The organism is Blastococcus saxobsidens (assembly GCF_010682065.1).
GTDB classification, from domain to species: domain Bacteria; phylum Actinomycetota; class Actinomycetes; order Mycobacteriales; family Geodermatophilaceae; genus Blastococcus; species Blastococcus saxobsidens_B.
Map to the genome: position 1 here is coordinate 120307 of NZ_JAAGWG010000012.1, position 21252 is coordinate 141558.

18 protein-coding genes and 1 pseudogene are annotated in these 21252 nt (G+C 73.0%); 13 read left to right on the forward strand and 6 right to left on the reverse strand.

Going from position 1 to position 21252, the window contains the following annotated elements; all coding sequences use genetic code 11:
* Positions 1-111: 111 nt before the first annotated feature.
* Both istA and istB read left to right on the forward strand, forming a co-directional pair.
* The gene (istA, locus tag GCU60_RS10110; RefSeq protein ID WP_163204763.1) at positions 112-1353 is read left to right on the forward strand and encodes an IS21 family transposase; all 1242 of its coding nucleotides are present in this window, start codon (positions 112-114) and stop codon (positions 1351-1353) included.
* Complete coding sequence (gene istB, locus GCU60_RS10115; RefSeq protein ID WP_163204765.1) at positions 1350-2123, forward strand: IS21-like element helper ATPase IstB; 774 nt, start codon at positions 1350-1352, stop codon at positions 2121-2123. The genes istA and istB overlap by 4 nt, the downstream gene beginning before the upstream one ends.
* A 798-nt stretch (positions 2124-2921) precedes the next feature.
* On the opposite strand, the gene GCU60_RS21035 is transcribed toward istB, so the two are convergent.
* Positions 2922-4475, reverse strand: coding sequence for a methyl-accepting chemotaxis protein (locus tag GCU60_RS21035; RefSeq protein WP_163204768.1), 1554 nt, complete (start codon positions 4473-4475; stop codon positions 2922-2924).
* 287 nt (positions 4476-4762) lie between these two features.
* Between GCU60_RS21035 and GCU60_RS10125 the strand changes: the two are divergent.
* The 6 genes and pseudogenes from GCU60_RS10125 to GCU60_RS10150 form a co-directional block, all read left to right on the forward strand.
* Positions 4763-4954: pseudogene (locus GCU60_RS10125) on the forward strand (IS21 family transposase); the annotation flags it as partial.
* Positions 4955-5226: 272 nt separating this feature from the next.
* Complete coding sequence (gene mobF / locus GCU60_RS10130; protein WP_163204772.1) at positions 5227-8856, forward strand: MobF family relaxase; 3630 nt, start codon at positions 5227-5229, stop codon at positions 8854-8856.
* A 165-nt stretch (positions 8857-9021) separates the two neighbouring features.
* The gene (locus GCU60_RS10135; protein ID WP_163204774.1) at positions 9022-9246 is read left to right on the forward strand and encodes a helix-turn-helix transcriptional regulator; all 225 of its coding nucleotides are present in this window, start codon (positions 9022-9024) and stop codon (positions 9244-9246) included.
* A gap of 130 nt (positions 9247-9376) precedes the next feature.
* Positions 9377-9625, forward strand: a complete 249-nt coding sequence (locus GCU60_RS10140) for a helix-turn-helix domain-containing protein (RefSeq protein ID WP_345770515.1) — start codon at positions 9377-9379, stop codon at positions 9623-9625.
* 81 nt (positions 9626-9706) lie between these two features.
* On the forward strand, positions 9707-10828 hold the full coding sequence (locus GCU60_RS10145) for a tyrosine-type recombinase/integrase (protein ID WP_163204776.1): 1122 nt from the start codon (positions 9707-9709) through the stop codon (positions 10826-10828).
* Between the two features lie 182 nt (positions 10829-11010).
* A complete protein-coding gene (locus tag GCU60_RS10150) occupies positions 11011-11946 on the forward strand; it encodes an Abi family protein (RefSeq protein ID WP_163204778.1) in 936 nt (311 codons plus the stop codon).
* Between the two features lie 222 nt (positions 11947-12168).
* On the opposite strand, the gene GCU60_RS10155 is transcribed toward GCU60_RS10150, so the two are convergent.
* Entirely contained in the window at positions 12169-14211 is a 2043-nt protein-coding gene (locus tag GCU60_RS10155; RefSeq protein WP_163204780.1) for a putative bifunctional diguanylate cyclase/phosphodiesterase, read from the reverse strand.
* A 184-nt stretch (positions 14212-14395) separates the two neighbouring features.
* On the opposite strand from GCU60_RS10155, the gene GCU60_RS10160 reads away from it, so the two are divergent.
* Positions 14396-16048, forward strand: a complete 1653-nt coding sequence (locus GCU60_RS10160; RefSeq protein ID WP_345770516.1) for a sensor histidine kinase — start codon at positions 14396-14398, stop codon at positions 16046-16048.
* 23 nt (positions 16049-16071) lie between these two features.
* Here GCU60_RS10160 and GCU60_RS10165 read toward each other — a convergent pair whose 3' ends face one another.
* The 4 genes from GCU60_RS10165 to GCU60_RS10180 all read right to left on the reverse strand — a co-directional run bounded on the left by GCU60_RS10165 (position 16072) and on the right by GCU60_RS10180 (position 18952).
* Positions 16072-16722, reverse strand: coding sequence for a response regulator (locus GCU60_RS10165; RefSeq protein ID WP_163204784.1), 651 nt, complete (start codon positions 16720-16722; stop codon positions 16072-16074).
* Positions 16723-16797: 75 nt separating this feature from the next.
* Positions 16798-17826 (reverse strand): type III polyketide synthase, encoded by a 1029-nt coding sequence (locus GCU60_RS10170; protein ID WP_163204786.1) that lies wholly within the window; start codon positions 17824-17826, stop codon positions 16798-16800.
* A 73-nt stretch (positions 17827-17899) separates the two neighbouring features.
* On the reverse strand, positions 17900-18607 hold the full coding sequence (locus tag GCU60_RS10175) for a methyltransferase domain-containing protein (RefSeq protein WP_345770517.1): 708 nt from the start codon (positions 18605-18607) through the stop codon (positions 17900-17902).
* A gap of 3 nt (positions 18608-18610) precedes the next feature.
* Positions 18611-18952, reverse strand: a complete 342-nt coding sequence (locus GCU60_RS10180; protein WP_163204788.1) for a DUF3140 domain-containing protein — start codon at positions 18950-18952, stop codon at positions 18611-18613.
* A 102-nt stretch (positions 18953-19054) separates the two neighbouring features.
* On the opposite strand from GCU60_RS10180, the gene GCU60_RS10185 reads away from it, so the two are divergent.
* The 4 genes from GCU60_RS10185 (at position 19055) to GCU60_RS10195 (ending at position 21223) form a co-directional block, all read left to right on the forward strand.
* Entirely contained in the window at positions 19055-19981 is a 927-nt protein-coding gene (locus tag GCU60_RS10185; RefSeq protein WP_163204790.1) for a PfkB family carbohydrate kinase, read from the forward strand.
* Between the two features lie 67 nt (positions 19982-20048).
* Positions 20049-20204 (forward strand): hypothetical protein, encoded by a 156-nt coding sequence (locus GCU60_RS10190; protein ID WP_163204792.1) that lies wholly within the window; start codon positions 20049-20051, stop codon positions 20202-20204.
* Between the two features lie 104 nt (positions 20205-20308).
* Positions 20309-20443 (forward strand): hypothetical protein, encoded by a 135-nt coding sequence (locus tag GCU60_RS21040; protein WP_275585493.1) that lies wholly within the window; start codon positions 20309-20311, stop codon positions 20441-20443.
* A 153-nt stretch (positions 20444-20596) separates the two neighbouring features.
* Positions 20597-21223 carry a TetR/AcrR family transcriptional regulator gene (locus GCU60_RS10195; RefSeq protein WP_345770518.1) on the forward strand — a complete coding sequence of 209 codons (627 nt, stop codon included), beginning with the start codon at positions 20597-20599 and terminating at the stop codon, positions 21221-21223.
* Positions 21224-21252: the final 29 nt, after the last annotated feature.

The window sequence follows — 21252 nt, forward strand, 5'->3', positions numbered from 1 at the left end:
GACCGGATGAGTGCGCGCTGTCGACGACGCCTGAAAACTGACCCCCTCGCGACGCTCGAAAACTGACCCCCTCCCGAGACCCTGGCTCGAGCCGAGCCGGGGAGGGACGAGGTGTTGTCCGTGGAGGATTGGGCGGAGATCCGCCGGCTGCATCGGGCCGAAGGCATCCCGATCAAGCAGATCGCCCGAGTGCTGGGCGTCTCGCGAAACACGGTGCGGTCGGCGCTGCGGGCCGACGGGCCACCGAAGTACGAGCGAGCCGAACGGGCGTCGATCGTCGATGAGGCCGAGCCACGGGTCCGGGAACTGCTGCAGGCGTTCCCGACGATGCCGGCCACGGTGATCGCCGAACGGATCGGCTGGACCCGGTCGATGACCGTACTGAAGAAGCGGGTGGCCGAGCTGCGGCCGGTCTATCTGCCGCCGGATCCGGCGTCCCGAACGGCGTATGTGGCCGGCGAGATCGCCCAGTTCGACCTGTGGTTCCCACCCATCACGCTGCCGGTCGGCCATGGTCAGACCCGCACCGCCAAGCAGTTGCCGGTGCTGACGATGGTCTGCGGCTACTCCCGCTGGGCGGCCGGAGTGCTGATCCCCTCCCGCGCCGCGGAGGACCTGTTCGCCGGCTGGTGGCAGCTGATCGCCTCGCTTGGAGCAGTGCCGCGGGCGCTGGTCTGGGACGGCGAGGGCGCGGTCGGCCGCTGGCGCGGCGGCCGCAGCGAGCTCACCGCCGACTGCCAGGGCTTCCGCGGCACCCTGGCCACGAAGGTGCTGATCTGCCGGCCGGCCGACCCTGAAGCCAAAGGCCTGGTCGAGCGGCTGCACGACTATCTGGAGCGCTCGTTCCTGCCGGGAAGGACGTTCACCGGCCCGGCCGACTTCAACGCCCAACTGGCCGCCTGGCTGCGGCTGGTGAACACCCGTCCCCGGCGGGCGCTGGGATGCGCGCCGACCGAGCGGATCGCCGCCGATCTGGAGCGGATGCTGCCGCTGCCGCCGGTCGCTCCGGCCACCGGCTGGCGCAGCAGCACGCGCCTGGCCCGGGACCACTACGTGCGCCTCGATGGCAACGACTACTCGGTCCATCCGGCGGTGATCGGCCGGCGGGTCGAGGTGCTCGCCGACCTGGCGCGGGTGCGGGTGGCCTGCGACGGGCGGGTGGTGGCCGACCACGAGCGGATCTGGGCCAAGCATCAGACGATCTCGGCCGACGAGCACGTCACCGCGGCGAAGGCGTTGCGCGCCGCCCGGATCGGGCTGCTCCGCCCGGCGCCGGTCAGCGAGGAAGTCCAGATCCGGCCGCTGAGCGACTACGACACCGCCCTCGGCCTCACCGACGGGGGCGTGGCATGAGCCGGGACCTGGGCGCGGAGGTGGCGTTCCTGACCCGGGCGCTGAAGGCGCCGACCCTGCGGGAGGCGGTGCCGCGGCTGGCCGAGCGGGCCCGCGAGCAGTCCTGGTCGCACGAGGAGTTCCTCATCGCCTGCCTGCAGCGCGAGGTCTCCGCGCGGGAGTCCCACGGCGGCGAGGGACGGATCCGCGCCGCCCGGTTCCCGGCCCGCAAGAGCCTGGAGGAGTTCGACTTCGACCACGCCCGCGGCCTCAAGCGCGAGCTGATCGCGCATCTGGGCACCTTGGACTTCGTCACCGCCAAGGAGAACGTGCTGCTCCTCGGCCCGCCCGGCACCGGCAAGACCCACCTGGCCACCGGCCTCGCCATCCGCGCCTGCCAGGCCGGCCACCGGGTCCTGTTCGCCACCGCCACCGAGTGGGTCACCCGGCTGGCCGAAGCCCACCACGCCGGCCGACTACAAGACGAACTACGCCGACTCGGCCGCTATCCGCTGCTGGTGGTCGACGAAGTCGGCTACGTGCCCTTCGAACCCGAGGCCGCCAACCTGTTCTTCCAGCTCGTCTCCAGCCGCTACGAGCGCGCCAGCCTGATCGTGACCAGCAACAAGCCCTTCGGCCGCTGGGGTGAGGTCTTCGGCGACGAGGTCGTCGCCGCCGCGATGATCGACCGGCTGGTTCACCACGCCGAGGTCATCTCTCTCAAGGGCGACAGCTACCGGCTCAAAGACCGAGACCTCGGCCGCTCCGCGGCCGCCACCGAAGACGCATGACCACGAGGGGGTCAATTTTCGGCCGTCGCTAGGGGGTCAACTTTGGGCCGTCGTTGACACGCGCGACGGCCAGGCCGTCGCGGCCATCCGCAGTCGCGAGCCGGTCCCCAAGGTGACGTCCCCACGGCGCTTGCGGAGACATCCCACCCGTCGAGTACGACGACATCCAATACCGTTCGCTCGTCGCCCGAGGTTCCGAAGAGCTACTCGTGGTGTAGGCCGCTGCTGGCCCATGTCGATCCCGGTCTGGGTGGCGAGGGACTCGTCCACCTGCCCGAGTCCGTAATCGCGGTGGCGGACCTAGGGACTCGCTCGCTATGTCTGCGCGAGGGCCCTTCACCGCACCCCGCCGGTCGACCGCTCCCGCGGCGAGACCCTCCACCGACGAGGCCATCCATCTCACCGTCAACTGAGCGGGGGCGGGCACCTTGCGGCATGTCGTCGGGTGTCCACCCGGGTGACAAGCAGGTCGCTGGTCCACGCTCGGTGCCATAACCCACTGCGAAACGGCACCCTGCTGGCAGCATCACCTAAGGCCGTGCAGGAAGGATCGACTTTCTGACGACCGGAGGCAACGAGGCCATAGCTCCTGAGAGTGCCGGCCTCGGGAGCCTGATGGACGCCCTCGACGTCCTGTCGGCGGACGGCTGGGAACTGCTTGAGCCGCCGGCCGTCACGCCATCGCGGGGCGGCCTGATGAAGGAGTACCTACTTCGACGCCCGAAAGCCCAACGGGCTCACGCAAAGGAGGCGGGTTGCTGCACACGCCTGGTGCCTCCTGGCCAATGTGGCGGGGAGTCAGGAGGCCATCGCCTCGAATGCTGCAGCCATACCGGCCTGTTCCTCGAGCACGTCGCCGATCCGGGCTTGAACGAGGTCGAGTCGACCGATGATGTCGCTGGTGGCTTCGATGCCGACGGTGACGGTCTGGCTGGTGGCCTGGATGGCGGCGATCTGGTCGGCCACACGCTGGGTCGCCGTGGCGGTCTCCCGGGCGAGGTCCTTGACCTCGCTGGCCACGACGGCGAACCCCTTACCCGCCTCACCGGCGCGGGCGGCCTCGATCGTGGCGTTCAGTGCCAGCAGGTTGGTCTGCTCGGCGATGCCGGAGATGATCCGGATCACCTCGCCGATCGCGGTCGACGCCTGGGTGAGGGCGTCGACCTCGTCGCTCATGGTGGAGGCCTGCGCCACCGCCTGCTCGGCGACCCGGCCCGCCTCCCCGGCAGCGTCACGCAGCCGGGCGACGGTGTCGAGCAGCTCCCGGGCGCTGTCGGCCGAGGACTCGGTGCGCCGCAGGACGTCCAGCCGCTGGGAGACCAGCTGCTGGACGTTGCGTAGCGCGGCGGCGCGGGACTCGGAAAGCTCGATGGTCTCGGTCACGAAGAAGTCCATGGTGCCGATCACCCGTCCGCCGACGACGAGCGGGAAACACACCCCGGAGCGGACGCCGGCGCGCTGCGCGGCGGGCGCGCGGACGCAGTCGGTCACCTCGGCCAGGTCGCGGACGAAGTACAAGTCCCTGGCCCGCCATGCCCGGCCCGACAGTCCGACCCCTTCGGCGAAACTGGCAGCCAGGGTCACCTTGCGGAACTCCTCACCAGCGGAGCCGGATTCCTGCTGGAAGCGCAGCACCTGCGCGTCCTCATCCAGCGCCCAGTACGAGCCATAGGCCCACCCGAAGGCGGTGCGGACGGTGTCCAGCGCCACCCGTAGCGCCGCTTCGGCGGTACGGGCGGAGCCGATCTCGGTGACCACCGTGGTGACCGCGGCCCGGTCGTCGAGGGTCTCCCGCAGCGCGGCCTTGTCCAGGGCGGCACGGCGAGCGTGGGCCACCAGCCTGTCCAGCGCCTCCCACTTCTCCCGACGAGCACCGGCGAAGGTCATGACTCCGGCGTTGTAGTACTCCTTCAACGCCACCACCTTGCCCTCCTCGATCACCGGGATCAGCACCCCGTGCGTCGCCCCGGCAGCCTGCGCGGCCTGCCACCGCAGACACTCCGCCGGATTGCTGTTGGCGTCGGTCAGCACCACCCGGCGTGTCCTGATCGCCTCCCCGCCGAATCCGTCGCCCGCCCGCAGGCAATCCACCCGCTGCCCGCGAAAACTGGCCATGGCAGGCGACAGCGGGCCTGACTCGCCCACCAGGTGATAAACCCCGGTCGCGTCGGCCACCCACACCGCCCCGTAGCCGAGACCGAGCGCCTCCACCAGGGTGGCTCCCACCGTCCGGAAGGCTGCGGTCCGATCCCTGACCCCATCGAGGGCAGCGATCACCTTCTCGACCGCCTCCACGTCCCGGGGCATCTCGGCCGCCGACGGTGCGGCGGTGACGTGCGGACGACGGCGCATCAATACTCCCGCGAAACTCGGCGACGGGACATGCACGGCAGCAGTGACGCCACCGGATCGCCCCCGCCATCCCTTTGAATGACCTGGTCTTCGGCGGTCGCGGCAGGACCTTGAGTCGAACGGCGCGCCTTCACCGCTGGACAACCGGTGTCACCAGCCCGCGCTGACGCCCGCGGGGGTCCTTTGGTTGCGCGTGTACTGATCCGCGCGAACAGACCCGCCGGCCACGCAGGTTGCGGCGCTGACGCTTGTCTGCGGCTACTCCTGAAGGGCGACGGTACTGATCCCCCACGCGCATGGTGGAGGATCTGATGGCCGGCTGGTGGCAGCTGATCATCAAGCTGGGGGCGGTCCCGCAGGGGCTGGAGCAGGCGCAGCGAGCTCACCGCCGACTGCCAGGCCGACCCGCCAATCCGGAGGCCAAGGGCGTGGTCGAGCGGCTGCGCGACTACCTCGAGCGATCCTTCCTCCCCGGCCGCCCGGTTCCCCCGGCTCGCACGAGCTTCGGAAGAGTTGAACTGTCGAGCACGCCCGAGGTCTCAAGCGCGATCTGATCGCATCTAGATGCCAACGCCATTCAGTGCGCAGACAAGCTTCAGAGGCGATACCTGCGAGCAATCTCTGAGGACGCCAGAGGACGGCACGAATGCTACCTTCGGAGGTAGCTCGGGCCCCGCTTCGCGGGGCCCATTGGCGTTTCTAGGGGTGACGTGTTGGTCATTGCTGGGTGGCGTTGAGAATGCACGGCGGAATGAAGATCTACGCCGGCGCGCCGGCGGCTGCCCGGCACTACGTGGAGGCCGACCGCGGCCGGGCGGATGACTACTACCTCACCGAAGGCACCGGGGTGGCCCGCCGCTTCACCGCCACCGACGGTCGCGTGGCCGAGCTGGCGCCGCTGACCGGCGACACCTACGAGACGTGGGTGGCCGGCCGCGACCCGGAGACAGGCGAGCCGAGGGGGCAGCTGCGCGGCGACGAGCACGCCGTGCGGTTCGTCGAGGTGGTGGTCAACGGCCCGAAGACGTGGTCGCTGGCCGCCGCGCTGCACCCGGACATCGCGACGGCGTACGAGGCGGCGCAGGACCGCGCCGCCGAGCAGATCGTCGCCTGGCTCTCCCAGCACGCCACCACCCGGGTGGGCCCGCGCGGCGGGCAGGTGCAGGTCCCTGTCGAGGCGCTGGAGGCCGCGACGGTGCGGCACTACACCTCCCGCGCGGAGGACCCGCACTGGCATCTGCACCTGCAGATGCTGTCCCGCGTGTTCGCGGCCGACAAATGGCGGGGGCTGCACACCGTCGGTATCCGCGACTTCATAGGCGCGATCAACGGGATCGGGCACGCGGCGATGGCATGTGGCCCGGAATTGAACGCCGCCTTCGCCGCAAAGGGATACACGAAGGACGGCACAGGAGAAATACAGCAGCTCGCCGAATACGTAGGTCCGTTCAGTGCGCGGCACGCGCAGATCGCCCGGAACGTGGGCCGCTACGAAGCCGAATGGACCGCTGCGCACCCCGGTGAACACCCCGGCCCGGCGTTGCGCCGCGCGTGGGATGCCCGGGCGTGGGCCGACGGCCGCCCGGACAAGGTCACTGCCCAGTCCGGGGTCGGGCTGGCCGAACGCTGGCGGGACGAGCTGTCCGCCCTCGGCTACCGCGACCCGGGCAGGCCGGTCGACCTGGCGCCCACCCCGGTGGGGGCGCTGGATCGAGACGAACTCGTGCAGCGCGCGCTGACCCGGCTCGCGGCTGGGCGGTCGGCGTGGAACGCCGCGGACATCCGGGGCGAGGCCGAGCGGCTGATCGCCGCCGCAGGCATCGTCGCCGACGCCGCGGTGCGGATCGAGTTGGCCGAGGACCTCACCGCCCGCGCGCTGCAGCGCTGTCTGCCGTTGCTGGACCGCGACGGGGTGCCCGAGCACATCCGGACATGGACCTCCCAGCCGGTTCTCGACGTCGAGGCCGAGCTGACCGCCCGGCTCGCCGCCCGCGCCGTATCGGGCACCGACCCGGCACTCCCGGTCGAGGGGGCGGCCGCCGCTGGCCGGCTGGATGCCGGCCAGGCCGCGGCGGTCGCCGCGCTCGCCGGCGACCGGCCCCTGGTGGTGGTCGAGGGGGCCGCGGGGGCGGGCAAGACCACCACGCTGGCCGCCACCCGCGACCTGCTCGAGGCGCAGGGCCGCCGGCTCGTGGTGGTCACGCCCACACGCAAGGCGGCCAAGGTGGCCGCCGGCGAGCTGGGTGCCGCCGCCGGATCGGCGGCATTCCTCGCCTTTCAACACGGCTGGCGCTGGAACGACGAGGGGCGGTGGATCAGGCTCACCGCTGACCAGGACGACCCGGCGACCGGCCGCACCTACGCCGGGCCGAACGAGGCCGCGCAGCTGCGGCCAGGCGATCTGCTGCTGGTCGATGAAGCCGGGATGCTCGATCAGGACACCGCCCGCGCCCTGCTCACCATCGCCGACGAGTGCCAGGTCCAGGTGGCGCTGCTCGGCGACCGGCACCAGCTGTCCGCGGTCGGCCGCGGCGGCGTCCTGGACCTCGCCATCGCCCACGCCGACCCGGCGGCGCACCTGACACTCGACGCGGTGCACCGCTTCACCCGCACCGACCAGGAGGGTCGCACAGCACCCGACGCGACCTACGCCGAGCTGACCCTGGCCATGCGCACCGGCGAGGACCCGGGTGCGGTCTTCGACGCCCTGCTCGCCCGCGGCCAGATCCAGCTGCACCCCGACGCCGCCGTGCGGCAGGACGCGATCGCGGTGGCCGCCGCCGAGCACCACCGTCGCGGCGACCACGTGGCGGTGGTGGTGGACACCCGCGAGCAGGCCGCCGAACTCAACAACGCCATCCGGGAACGGCTGGTCGTCGCCGGCCGGGTCGATGACCGGACGGTGGCCGTCACCGGCGCCGGGAAGCGGATCGGCGCCGGGGACCGGATCGCCACCCGCCGCAACGACCGCCACCTCGACGTCGCCAACCGCGACAGCTGGATGGTCACCGCCGTCGGCCGCCGCGGCGGGCTGCTCGTCACCCCCGCTGTCACCCCCACCGGCACCGCCCCCGGAAGCGGGGCCGATGGTGTCACCCCAGGCTCGCGAGTCGTGCGGGTGCTGCCCGCGGACTACGTCACCGAGCACGTCGAGTTCGCTTACGCCTCCACCGCGTACGGCGTGCAGGGCGACACCGTCACCTCCGCGCACGTGATGGTCGGCGAGCACACCGGCGCCGCCTCCGCCTACGTCGGCATGACCCGCGGCCGAACGGCGAACACCGCCCACCTCGTCGCCGCCGACGCCGACGAGGCCCGGGAGCAGTGGATCGCCGTCTTCGCCCGCGACCGCGCGGACCTCGGCCCCGCCCACGCCGCCGGCCTCGCCGCCGCCGAGGCCGCCCGCTACGCCCCATCCCGCCCACTGGCCGACGTGCTGGCCGAGCTGCACGCGGCGTGGACGGCCGAGCAGCACTGCCTTCAACGACTCGCCTACTGGGGACCACAGGGCAACACGCTGCGCGAGATCATTGCGCTCGAAACTGCCCACAGAAGTGAGCTGGCCGACCTCCAGGCCGCCCGTGAGCAGGCGGCGGTCACCGCCAAACAGGCCAAGCAGCAGGCCGCAGCCAGCGGCGCGGCCATCGCCGCCCACGCCGATCGGGTCCGCGACACCCTGCTCGCGCGCTGGGACGGCGAACGCCCCGCCACACGCGCGGCGGCAAAGACCGTGCTCGACGGCCCAGGTCGGCTCGGCCTCCGCCAAGGCGCAGTGACCCGGGCCGGCGAGCAGCTCACAGACTGGGCCGACCGCTGGCGGATCGACGTGCCGTCCCTGCCCGCCGACCCGAAGGACCTCGCGAAGGTTGCCAGCTGGTTCGACGACCGGCCCGCCCTGTGGACGGCGTTCGACACCTCCGCCCACCGGGCCGCCGAACACGCTCATCCCGAACACGCCCAGCTCTGCGCGGCCGCCGACGCCGCCAGGGACGCGCACGAGCAGGCCCGGCGGGCACTGGCCGAGGCCAGCCGCCGGCGCGGGGAACGGCTCGACCCGTTCGGGACCGTGGCCTGGGCTCCCGGCCCGGCAGGCAGGCTCACCGACCTCCAGCGCGACATCGCCGCCACCCGTCAGGAGCTCACCGACGCCCGGGCGTGCATCGCGACCCTGACCGCCGAGCCGGCTCTCCTCGCCCAGCCACCCGACCGTCTCACCCGTGAACGCGAGGCCTGGCGCACACAGCACTCGGCCGGCCCCGCCCAGCGCGGATCGACGAGCCTGCGGCCAACCGCCCCCGTCCCGGGCGTCCCCCGGCCCGAGGACGAGCGCCTCTGCCCGTCCCTACCCCGGCGTGACACCACCCCAGGCCTCGGCCGATGAGTAGGCGGCCCCGCGATGGCGTCCACTGCGGGCTCGGCAGGAGACGTACAGGAGGAGAACTGGAGCCATCGGAAGAAGCTCGTCGTGAGCTGTCACCGAACGGCTCGAAAAGGCGCCTTCTACAGGCATCAGGCCCACACCAGTCGCTCGGATCCGGAGTCCGCCATGCCCGACCGCCCCACCGGCCAGGAGCCCGAACTGCTCACCATCGCCGAGGCCGCTGAACTCCTGCGCGCCCCCGTAGCCACACTGCGGTACTGGCGCCACCTCGGCACCGGCCCCCGCAGCTTCCGCCTCGGCCGCCGCGTCCTCTACCGCGCCGACGACCTCCGCAGCTGGATCGACGTTCAACACGCCCAGGTCGCCAACGACTCGAGGAGCCGGCGGTGAACCCACCCCGCAATCGGCGCACGCACCGAGATGCCGGAGGCGACACCCGCCGACCGAGCGCACCCCTCGGCGGCACGCTCGGGTCCACCCTGCGGGGCCCGGGCCCCCTCCCGGCAGGCGGTCGCTGACCGTGGCTCGGGACAACCGACGGAGAGAGGCGATCCCCCAGGCCTCCGCCCACGAGCCCACGCCCCTCGGTGACCCCGGTCAGCTGCTCACTGTCAACCAGGCCGCCGAGTACCTGAACACCGGACAGCGCTTCGTCCGCCGCCTCATCAGCGAACGGCGGATCCCCTACGTGAAACTCGGTAAACACGTGCGCCTCGAGCGCTCGGCCCTGGATGGCTTCATCAACAACGGGCGCGTACCACGGCAGTAGGAAGGGTTTGGTCGCAAGACGCAGCATGCGCTGTCCACAGGTGACATTGGCAGCTTTCGTAGGTCATGACAGGGTGGACGGATGACGAAGAGAGCCGCTTTCGGGACCGTCGACCGTCTGCCTAGCGGCCGCTACCGCGCCCGCTACGTCGGCCCGGATGGACGCCGCCGGTCGAAGGTCTTCGGGACGGCGAAGGCCGACGCCTGGGCATGGCTCGCAACCGCACAGGCTGACCTCGTCCGCAAGGCTTGGCGGGCTCCCGAATTCGGCCAGCGCACCGTCGGTGCCTTCGCGGCGGACTACCTGGTCCGCGACGAACTACGGGAGAGCACCAGGAGCCTCTATGCCGGCCTCTGGCGGCTCCACCTGGCCCCCCAGTGGGAGGACGTGCCGGTCGGCGAGGTCACCCCCGCCAAGGTCCGCACTTGGCACACCGCGGCGACGAGGCGAACCGGCCCCACGGCGCTGGCCCAAGCTTATCGACTCCTCCGCAGCATCCTGGGCGTCGCCGTGGCCGACGAGGTCATCGCCGCCAACCCGTGTCGGCTCCGTGGCGCCAGCACACCGAAGGCCACCCGGCCCTCTCGAGCGCTGACCGTCGCTGAGGCGCAGACCCTGGCCGACCACTTGCGCCGGGACCGGCGAACGGAGCGCTATCGGGCGTTGGTGCTCGTACTTGCCTTCGGAGGGCTCCGATTCGGCGAGGCCACCGCCCTCCGCAGGTCGGACGTCGTCGACGGTGACAAGCTGCACGTGCATCGCTCTGTCCGCTACGTGGGTGGACGCTGGCTGGTCGGTGACCCGAAGACCGAGGCCGGGCGCCGCACGGTATCCCTGCCGGCCAGCGTGGCCAGTGCCCTCGCGACCCATCTGGAGCGCTTCGTGTCCGACTCCCCGGATGCGCTGGTCTTCGGCACCGGCGCGGGAACCTTTCTGCACTCGGCCAACTTCGGCCAGACCTTCCGCCGAGCCGTCGAGGCGGTCGGCCTACCACCGGTCCGACCGCACGAGCTACGGCACACCGGAGCCACCCTGGCCGCGGCGACCGGCGCCACGACCAAGGAGCTCATGCGGCGTCTGGGGCACTCCTCCTCAGCCGCAGCGTTGATGTACCAGCACGCGGCCGATGAACGCGACAGCGAGATCGCCCGGGCACTCGACGCGATGATCGGTGCCGCTTCGGTGGTCCCCTCGTCCGAGTGAGCGCGACGCACCGCCACCGCCGCAGGGATGACGTCGACAACATCCTGCGTTAGAGTCGATGCAACACGGCCAGCCCCTCTGATCCCTCGTGATCACGGGCTGGTTTTCTTTTGCTCGGACGCCAGGAGAGGACGTTCTTGCCTGCGCCGTACACCAAGCCTCACCTGGACCTCCCGGCCCAGGTGAGGCTGCTGGCCTCGCGCGGACTCGTCATTCCCGACCCACAGCACGCGGAGAGCGTCCTGCAAGCCGTCGGCTACTACCGGCTCAGTGGCTACTGGTATCCCTACCGCCAGCCCAGCCCGAACGGCGCCGGACGAGCCGACGAGTTCGTTTCGGGCACCAGCCTCGACCAGATCATCGCCCTGTACGACTTCGACCGGCGCCTGAAGCTGCACCTGCTCGATGCCTTGGAGCGCATCGAGATCGCGGCCCGCGTACAGGTCGGCCACGTCCTCGGCCGTCGCGGCGCCTACGCACACCTGGATCCGGTGAACCTGGACGCTCGCTTCGACCAACCGCTCACCTCGGGGAAGCCCAGCCGGTACCAGGAGTGGCTCCGCCGCATGCATGACGCGCAGCAGCGCTCCCGTGAGGACTTCGTCGAGCACTTTCGCTCCAAGTACGACGGCCGGCTGCCAGCCTGGGTGGTGACCGAGATCTTGGACTTCGGCGGAGTCTCCACGCTCTATAGCGGCCTCAAGAGCCGCGACCGCGATGAGATCGCCGCCGGCTTCGGCGCGCTCGACGCCAGGGGGCGAGGCAACGGCGCAGTCCTCACCAATTGGCTGCGAGTGATCAACTACCTGCGTAACACTTGCGCCCACCACTCGCGGCTGTGGAACCGGAACATGGACGTCCAACTCGGCACGGCTCACCTGCGCTCGATCGGCCCTCTGGCACACCTGCGCACCGGGCCGACGGCCCAGGTCTCCCGGGTCTTCGGTCCCCTGTGTCTCATGCTCTTCCTCCTTGCGGAGGTCGTTGACGACGACGCGTGGAAGGGGTGGCGCGACGATCTCGTGGCCCTGGTGACGACAGCTCTGCCGCCCACCGGACGGACCCTGGCCGAGATGGGCTTCCCCCAGGGGTGGCGGACTTCGTCCTTATGGCGTTGAGCGTTGCCGCCAACCCCGAGCAGCCGGCACGCATCCGCTGGCAAACCGGAGCCGCTAGGTCACAAGGAGGTCATGAAGTGTCTCCTCGGCGCGTCAATCAGGGCTTTTAACTGCGGTTTTGCCCCTAGATGGATCAGCTTCCCAAGCTGACAGTGCGAGTTCGATTCTCGTCACCCGCTCCACCGGGCGCCGCCGGCCGGCGCCCCGCCCCGCCCGCCGGTGTCAGCGGGCCCTGAGCACCTGCTCGCCGTCGTCGTGGATCGTCCCGACCCGGGCGAGGATCTCGTCCAGCGCGTCGGCGGCCATGGGCCGGGCGTAGTGGTAGCCCTGCGCGATGTCGCAGCCCAGCTCGCGCAGCGCGGCCACGTGCTCCGGCTCCTCCACCCCCTCGGCGACCACGGTCAGCCCGAGGTTGTGGCCCAGGTCGACGGCGGTGCGCACCAGGACCGCGTCGTGCGCGCTGGTGGTCATCCCCATGACGAAGGAACGGTCGATCTTGAGCTCGTCCACGGGCAGCCGGCGCAGGTGGACCATCGAGCTGTAGCCGGTGCCGAAGTCGTCGATCGACAGCCGCAGCCCCAGGTCGTGCAGCCGCTGCAGCACGTCGGTGCAGCGGGCGGCGTCGGCCATGACCGCGCTCTCGGTGACCTCCAGGCGGAGCAGCCGCGCGGGCACCCCGTGCCGGTCGAGCAGGCGCGCGACCAGGTCGGGCAGGCCGGCGTCGAGCAGGCAGCGGGTGGACAGGTTGACCGCGACCGGCATCGGGTGCCCGGCGTCGTACCACCGGCGGGCCTGGGCCAGCGCGAGGTCGAGCACGCGCTCGGTCAGCCGCAGGATGATGCCGGTGCCCTCGGCGACCGGGACGAACTCCGCCGGCGGGACCAGACCACGGGTCGGGTGCTGCCAGCGCAGCAGCGCCTCCACGCCCTCGATCCGCTCGCCGTCCAGGGTGAACTTGGGCTGGTAGTGGAGGAACAGCTCGTCGTCCTCGAGCGCCCGCCGCAGATCACCGAGGACGGTGAGCCGGGACGGCGCCGTGACGTGGTCCTCGGCCGCGAACACGACCGCACCGGCCTTGCGCTCCTTGGCCACGTACATGGCGATGTCCGCCGAGCGCAGCAGGGCGTCGCTGTCGGTGCCGTGCCACGGGGAGACGGCGATGCCCACGCTGACCTCGACGTCCAGGGTCACGCCGTCGACGTCGAAGGAGCGGTGCAGGGCCTCGCGCAGCCGTTCGGCGACCGCCTCGGCCTCGGCGACGCCGTCGACGGCCGGGAGCAGGACGGCGAACTCGTCGCCGCCCAGCCGGGCGACCGTGTCGCCGTCGCGGAGCACGCCGGCCAGCCGGGGCGCGACCTGCTGGAGCAGGGCGTCGCCGTAGGAGTGGCCCAGGCTGTCATTGATCTCCTTGAACCGGTCCAGGTCGACCAGCAGCACCGCCACCTCGGCCGAGGAACGGGCTGCCCCGGCCAGGGCCTGGTCGAGCCGGTCGCGCAGCAGCGTGCGGTTGGGCAGGCCGGTGAGTGCGTCGTGCGTGGCGGTGTGCCGGTCGCGCTCGGCCGACGAGCGCAGCTCCTCCGTCTGCTGGTTCAGCCTGCGGGAGGCGCGGGCCACGAAGCGGTAGAGCACGGCCTGGAAGACGGCGAGGCTGACGGCGAGCACCACGATCAGCCTGCCGATGTCCGCCCGGACCGCCGCGTCGACCGGCGCGTAGGGCAGGTAGAGCTCCATGACGCCGTCCGGCCGATCGGAGCCGGCGTACTGGACCGGCACGTAGACCTCGAGCATGCGGGAGACGCCGTCGTCGGCGTCGTCGTGCGAGGAGCCTGCGAACCCGGAGACCACCTCACCCGCGAGCGCCTGCCGGAGCTCGTCGGAGTTCGACTCCTTGCCGATGAGCTCGTGCTCGTCGGCGTAGACGATCGCGCCCTCGCGGTTGAAGATCTTGAGCGCGACGGGGTCCAGGTCGTCCAGCTGGCGGCCCCCGGCCTGCAGCTTGTCCTCCGCGCTGCGGATCGCCTGGGTGACGCGCGCCAGCCGGTCCGGGTCGAACCCCTCGGCGACGTCCTCGGCGTCCAGCTGCGGCTGCAGCCCCAGTCGGACGGTCACGATCGCCGTCCACTCGGCCTGCTCCAGCGCGTTGGCGGCGATGGCCTCGGCCCGCGACCAGCCCAGCACGCCACCCAGCCCGAGGGTCAGCACCAGGCTGAGCGCGGCGAAGCGCGCCAGCAGGCTGACGCGTCGCAGGCGGCGCAGGAGGGTCATGCCGCATCCATCGGACGGTCGTCGGTGGATCTTGAGGCCGCGGCCTCGTCTCCCTCCCTCGGGGGGAGGCCGCGACGGCGGCGCCCTCCACGGTGGGCCTTTCGACCCTGGGACGCGGCTCGGCGGCGCAGCACCATGGGCGCATCGCTTCCCCCACCCGCGCCGACGCCCCTACGGTCGGGCCGTGACCCCGCCCGAGCCGGGTGTGCCGGTGAGCGACGACGCCGCGGCGCTGACGGTGGCGGTGCTCGCGGCGGCGTCCGGCAGCCAGCTGGAGGCGACGCTGCGCGCCATCGTCGAGGCGGCGGTGGACCACGTGGGCGCCCGCTACGGCGCGCTGGGCGTGCTGAGCCCGGACGGTCGCGGACTGGACCGGTTCGTCACGGTCGGGATGGACGCGGCGGACCGCGAGCGGATCGGTCGCCCGCCGACCGGCGAGGGGCTGCTGCGGGTGCTGGTCGAGGACCCCGCACCCCTGCGGCTGACCGACCTGCGCGACCACCCCGCGGCGGTGGGGTTCCCTCCCGGGCATCCGCCGATGCGCTCGTTCCTGGGCGTGCCGGTCCGGTTGCGCGACTCGGTGTTCGGCAACCTCTACCTCACCGACAAGCGGACCGGTGGACCGTTCAGCGCCAGCGACCTCGAGGTCGCCCAGGCCCTGGCCGCGGTCGCGGGGCTGGCCATCGAGAACGCCCGGCTGCTGGAGCGCGCCGAGCAGCTGCGCGCCTGGTCGCAGGCCGGCACCGAGATCGCCGCCGCGCTGCTCTCCGGGACGCCGGCCGACCAGGTGCTGCGCGCCGCCGCGGTCCGGGTCGCGGAGCTCGCCGGGGCCGACGCGGTGGGCGTGCTGGTGCCGCTGCCCGAGGACGAGGAGACGCTGGCCATCACGGCGTCCGTGGGGCCGCTCACCGACGACTGGGAGGGCGTCCACCTGCCTCTGGGGAGCACCCGCCTGGGCACCGCGCACCGCTCCGGCGTCCCCACCCTGCTGGAGGATGCCGCCAGACCCGTCCCGGGGACCAGCCCGCCGGAGGTGATCGGGGAGCTGAACGGGCGGTACGGGCCGGCGCTCTACCTCCCGCTCGGCGGCCCCTCGCGGCGGACCACGCTCGTCGCCGTCCGGCTGCGGGAGCGCCCCCCGTTCGACGGCGGGGTCCTGGAGCTGGCGGAGGCGTTCGCCGCGCAGGCGACGGTGGCGATCGAGCTGGTCCGCAGCCAGGAGCGGGAGCGCCGCCTCCAGGTCCAGGCCGACCGCGACCGGATCGCCCGCGACCTGCACGACCACGTCGTCCAGCGGATCTTCGCCACCGCCCTGGCGCTGGACCGGATCGGCCGGTCGCTGGAGGAGACCTCCCCCGCCGAGGCCGCGCGCATCGCCGAGCGGGTGGACGAGCTGGACGGGACCATCACCCGCATCCGGGAGTCCATCTTCGAGCTGCACCTGGCCGACGACACCTCCCCCGCCGCGGTCCGCCGCCGGCTGGCCGAGGTGGTCCGGTCGGTGACCGAGGGGCACGGCCTGCGGCCGTCCCTCCGGGTGCACGACCAGGTCGAGGAGCTGCCGGCGGAGCTGGTCGCCGACGTGGTGGCCGTCGTCCGGGAGCTGGTCACCAACGTCGTCCGGCACGCCGGCGCCACCCGGGTGACCGTCACGGTGGCCGTGGACGGCGGGGTCCGCGTCGTGGTCACCGACGACGGCGCTGGGCTGCCGCCGGTGACCGCCCGGAGCGGCCTGGCGAACCTGGCCGACCGGGCCGAGCGGCGCGGTGGGCGGCTGACCGCAGCGGCCGCCGCGTCGGGCACCGAGGTCGCGTGGGCCGTGCCCCTGCACGGCTGACCGCGAAGGGGCGGCCGCCGGGATCAGTGCACGGGCGGGCGGCGGTCGCGCAGCTCGGTGGCCAGGATCGCCGCCTGGGTGCGCCGTTCGAAGCCCAGCTTGGCCAGCAGGTGACTGGTGTAGTTCTTCACCGTCTTCTCGGCCAGCCCCATCCGCTCACCGATCTGCCGGTTGGTCAGCCCCTCACCGATCAGCCGCAGCACGATCCGTTCCTGATCGGTGAGCCCGGCCAGCCGGTCGGTCGACTCAGGCCTGCCGGGCGGCCGCCCGGTGTCCGGCGGCGGGACCGTGCCGCCGGACGCGACGGTGTGCACCGCCGTCACGAGGGCCGACCCGCGCACCTGCTTGAGCAGGAACCCGGCGGCGCCGGCTCGCAACGCCGCGTCGCGCGCCTCCTGGTCGGCGTAGCTGGTGAGCACCAGGCAGGGCAGTCCCGGCACCCGGGACCGCAGTTCCCGGCACAGCACGTCGCCGCTGCCGTCGGGCAGGCGCATGTCCACGACGACGACGTCCGGCCGGACGGCCGGCACCCGCGCCAGCGCATCGGCCGCCGTGCCCGCTTCGCCCACCACGGAGATCCCGGGATCGTCCTCCAGCACCTCCGCCACGCCGCGGCGCACCACCTCGTGGTCGTCGACCAGGAAGACGCGGACGTGCGGCGGGGACGACTGCACGACTCCTCCCCTCGCGCGCAGGTATGACCCCGTTCACATCAGCGTAGGACTGCGGCCGGGGCGCCGCGACCGAGGTCAGGCGGGCAGCAGCAGCGCGGCGTACAACGTCAGCCCCGGCCCGAAGGCCATGGCCACGATGGGCCCGTCGACGTCGGCGAGCTCCTGCAGGACCAGCAGCACCGTGGCCGACGAGCAGTTGCCGTGCTCGGCCAGGACCCGGCGGGACGCGCCGACCTGCTCCTCGCGCAGGCCGAGCTCGTCGCGGACGACGTCGATGATCCGGGGTCCACCCGGGTGCACGGCCCAGCCGGCGACGTCCTCGGCGCGCAGGCCGGCCTGGGTGAGCAGCTCGTCGACGACGTCGCCCACGTGCCGGGAGAGCACGTCGGGCACCTTCGGGGAGAGCCCCATCCGGAACCCGAGGTCGGTGACGTCCCAGGTCATGTGGTCGGCGGTCGAGGCGTCCGTGCGCGCGACGACGCCCGCCAGCCGGTGCCCTCGGCCGGCCCCCGGCTCCACCACGATCGCGGCCGCGGCGTCGGAGAACAGCGCGTGCGCCACGACCTGCTCGAGGTCCCGCTGCGCCGGCTGGACGTGCAGGCTGGTCAGCTCGCAGCACAGCAGCACCGCCGGGCGCGACCGCGCGGTGACGAAGTCCCCCACGGCGGCCAGCCCCGGGATCGCCGCGTAGCAGCCCATGTGCCCGACCAGCAGCCGCTGCAGCCCGGCGGGCATGCCGAGGTCGCTCGCCAGCCGGATGTCCAGCCCCGGGGTGGCGTACCCGGTGCAGGTGGCGACGGCGAACAGCCCGACGTCGCCCGGCGCGAGGCCGGCGGCGTCCAGCGCACCGGCCACCGCCTGCTTGCCCAGCGGCAGCGCCTCCTGGATGAAGCGGGCCATGCGCGCCCCGGTGCCCCAGCCGCTGAGGTCCTCGTCGATCGGGTTGGCGACGGCGTGCCGGCGGCGCACGCCGGCGCTCATGAAGATCCGCTCGGCGGCGCGGACCCCCTCGTAGTGCCGGGCGAAGAACCCGTCCCAGGCGGCCTTCTGGTCCAGCGCGGCGGGCAGCGCGGACCCCGCGCCGGTGATGACGGCGGCGGTCATCTGCGCCGCTCCGCGGAAGGCCTGCTCGGGATCATGCTTCCGACGGTACGTCCGGCGCGACGCCGTTGCTCGCTCACCGTTTCCGGCCGTAGCCGGCGAAGACGACGGCGGTGGAGCGGACCGGCTTCATCGTCACGCTCCGCCTCCGTCCCGTGGCCCAGGCGATGGCCTGGCGCACCGAGGGGCGCAGGCCCACGAGCCGGAGGTCCAGGCCCAGCCGCTCGGCGGCGGCCAGCAGCCGCTCCCGGTCGACGAACAGCGCGGGGTCGTGGATGCCCGGGGGCGGTCCGCCCGGCAGCCGCTCGGCGACGGTGACCATGAGGAAGCGGCCGATCCGGGTGTCGGCGAGCGCGTCGATCACCAGCGTCCCGCCCGGCCGGAGCAGCCGCGCGCACTCGGCGAGCACCGCGACGTCGTCCTCGACGTGCTCCAGGATCTCGCCGGCGACCACCACGTCGGCGCACCCGTCGGCCAGCGGGACGGCCAGGACCGAGCCCCGGACGGGCAGCACCCCGTGCCCGCGGGCCACCCGCAGCCCTTCCAGGCCCAGGTCGACGCCGACGTGCCGGTACCCGAGCCGCGCGGCGTGCGGTGCCATCAGCCCGCCACCGCAGGCGAGGTCGACCAGCAGCGAGCCCGGGGCGCCGGCGGGCGGGATGTGCTCCGCGCGGGAGGTGGCCAGCCAGTGCAGCGCCGCGAACCCCCCGGCGGCCTCCCACCAGTCGTCGGCCAGTCCGTCGTACTGGGCAGGGTCGTTGCGTGGCAGGGACGTCGCTCGCACGGGCTACCCCCTCGTCAGCGGATCGTGGCCCCAGTTCATCAGGGAGTGGCGCCACCGGGAGCTTTCGACGTCCTCGTGCTCCGGTTCCTGCGCGATGTGCCGCTGCACGTAGCCGTGCACCTTGCGCATGTGCGCGAGGTCGTCGTCGGTCAGGTCGTCCTTCTTCGTGCGCAGCAGCTCGACGATCCGCCGCCCCGAGGCGTGCCCGGTGGACTCCCCGCCGCCGTCCTTCTGACCGACGGCCTTGGACTCGTCGGTGTCCAGCCACTGCTCCAGCTCGCCCGCGGTCATGTTCACCGCGTCGCCGAACTCGCGCCGGATCGCGTCCGGATCCTCCTCGGCCATGGGTCCTCCGCTCGCCTCGTCGTCCTCCCGTACCGCGCGGTGGACCGGGGGAAACGGGCCGTCTGGTACTGCTGGTGCCCCGCCAGCCCCCCGGAGGTCCGTGTGTCCGTCACCGTCGTCGGCAGTCTCAACGAGGACGTCCTGGCCGCCGTCGACCGGCTGCCCGGGCGCGGGGAGACCGTCGTGGCCCGGGCCTCCTCGCTCGCGCCGGGCGGCAAGGGCGCCAACCAGGCCGCGGCAGCGGGCCTGCTGGGTCCGGGCGTGCACATGGTGGGACGCGTGGGCGAGGACCCCGCGGGCGACCGGCAGCTGGCCGCCCTGGCCGCCTCGCGGGTCAACGTGCGCCGGGTGCTGCGGACCGTCGGGACCCCGACGGGCAGCGCGACGATCCCGGTGGAGGACGGCAGCGGGGAGAACCTGATCGTCGTCGTCCCCGGGGCGAACGCCAGGCTCACGGTCGAGGACGTCGACGTGCCGTCCGTGCGCGACGCGCGGGTGGTGCTGCTGCAGCTGGAGGTCCCGATGGCGGCGGTGACGGCGGCGGCGCGGGCCGCGAGCGGCACCGTCGTCCTCACCCCCGCTCCCCCGCAGCCGCTGCCGGCCGAGCTGCTCGTCCGGGTGGACGTGCTGGTGCCCAACGAGCACGAGCTGGTGCAGCTGGCCGGCGCCGTCCCCGCGGACCGCTCGCCGGCCGAGCTGGTGGCCCTGGCCCGCACGGTCAGCGCCGGCTCGGTGGTCGTGACGCTGGGCGCCCGTGGCGCGCTGGTGGTCCCCGGCGACGGCGGCCCGGTGCTGCTCCAGGCGCCGCCGCCGGTTGCCGCCGTCGACACGACCGGTGCCGGCGACTGCTTCTGCGGCGCCCTGGGCCAGGCGCTGGCCCGGGGCGCGGCGCTGCCGGAGGCCGTGCGGCACGCCGTCGCCGCCGCCGCGCTGTCCACCACCGGCCCCGGGGCGCGCGGCGCCCTGCCCGACGAGGACGCCGTGCGGTCGGTGCTCCCCCGCGTCCCGGAGCCGACGCCGGTCGATTGACCTGCGGTTCGGCCCCCGGCCGACCGGGCACAGGCCTCCCGACCGGAACCGAGAAGGAGGAGCCGACATGACCGAGGCCCACCGCACGCCCCGCAGCCCCGAGCGCGCCGAGGGGGACCCCGCGGGCGAGGACTCCGGCAGCGGCCGGACCCCCCACCCGGAGGAGCCCGCCGAGGGCCGCGAGGACTCCGCGGGCGGCAACGCGGACAGCCCGGACGTCTGAGCGCTCCGCACCGGCCGGCGGGTGAGCAGCATCTCGCCCCCCGGCCGGGGTGTGCCGGCGGAGCGGCGGTTTCGGCGGGTCACCCGCCGGGCACGCTGCGACACATGGAGAAGACGACGAACCAGCACGGAGCCGGCCAGGAGTCCTCGAACGGGTCCACCGAAGAGCCGCGCGTCGAGGCAGCCGTCCGGGCCGTCGCCCAGATGCTCGCCAATCCCCGCCGCACCCGCCGGAACTGAGGCCGGTACCGCCGCCGAAGTAACGCTGGGTGACCACAACGGCACCATCGATCTCCGGCGCCCCGATCGGCCCGGGCGTCTCTCGTCACCCAGAGCAATCACGTCGGCGTGCCGCGAACTGCTCCGTCACGGCACTGGGGCATCCTCGCTGACGTGACCGCCGCCCTCAACCTCGTTCCCTCCGACGACAGCTCGGCCCCGGTGCGCCGGAGTCGCGCCGAGCGGCAGGAGATCGTGCTCGACACCGCGGAGCGGCTGTTCTCCGGCCGCAGCTCGCGCAGCGTCGGGATGGACGAGCTCGTCCGGGAGACCGGTCTGGGCAAGATGACGGTCTACCGGCTCTTCAAGAGCAAGGACGACCTGGTCGGCGCGTACCTGACCCGCAAGGCCGCGACGGTCCTGGCCTTCATCGACGCGGAGCTCGAGCGCCTCGAGGGGGACCCGCGGGCCGCGCTGCTGTCGGTCGTGGACGCCGTGGAGCGCGACGTCACCCGCGTCGGCTTCCGCGGCTGCCCGTTCACCAACGTGAGCAGCGAGTACGACGACCCGCAGCACCCGGCCCGCAGCGCCGCCGCGGACTACAAGTTCGAGCTGCACACCCGCCTCGAGCGCCTGGCCGACGAGATCGTCCCCGGCAACGGCGAGGACCTCGCCGCGCAGATCCACCTGATCATCGACGGCATGTACCTCTCCGGCGGTCTCCTCGGTCCCGACGGCCCGGCGGCCCACGGCCGCCAGCTGGCCGAGAAGCTCGTCGACGCCGCGGTCGCCCGCGGCTGAGCGGCGGCGGAGGTCGGCGTCGACCTCCG

What these genes read in the sequence shown, in the direction of transcription:
- istB (WP_163204765.1), top strand. Translation starts at nt 1,350, where the DNA reads ATGAGCCGGGACCTGGGCGCGGAGGTGGCGTTCCTGACCCGGGCGCTG.
- GCU60_RS21035 (WP_163204768.1), bottom strand. Translation starts at nt 4,475, where the DNA reads ATGCGCCGTCGTCCGCACGTCACCGCCGCACCGTCGGCGGCCGAGATG.
- mobF (WP_163204772.1), top strand. Translation starts at nt 5,227, where the DNA reads ATGAAGATCTACGCCGGCGCGCCGGCGGCTGCCCGGCACTACGTGGAG.
- GCU60_RS10135 (WP_163204774.1), top strand. Translation starts at nt 9,022, where the DNA reads ATGCCCGACCGCCCCACCGGCCAGGAGCCCGAACTGCTCACCATCGCC.
- GCU60_RS10145 (WP_163204776.1), top strand. Translation starts at nt 9,707, where the DNA reads ATGACGAAGAGAGCCGCTTTCGGGACCGTCGACCGTCTGCCTAGCGGC.
- GCU60_RS10155 (WP_163204780.1), bottom strand. Translation starts at nt 14,211, where the DNA reads ATGACCCTCCTGCGCCGCCTGCGACGCGTCAGCCTGCTGGCGCGCTTC.
- GCU60_RS10170 (WP_163204786.1), bottom strand. Translation starts at nt 17,826, where the DNA reads ATGACCGCCGCCGTCATCACCGGCGCGGGGTCCGCGCTGCCCGCCGCG.
- GCU60_RS10180 (WP_163204788.1), bottom strand. Translation starts at nt 18,952, where the DNA reads ATGGCCGAGGAGGATCCGGACGCGATCCGGCGCGAGTTCGGCGACGCG.
- GCU60_RS10190 (WP_163204792.1), top strand. Translation starts at nt 20,049, where the DNA reads ATGACCGAGGCCCACCGCACGCCCCGCAGCCCCGAGCGCGCCGAGGGG.
- GCU60_RS21040 (WP_275585493.1), top strand. Translation starts at nt 20,309, where the DNA reads ATGGAGAAGACGACGAACCAGCACGGAGCCGGCCAGGAGTCCTCGAAC.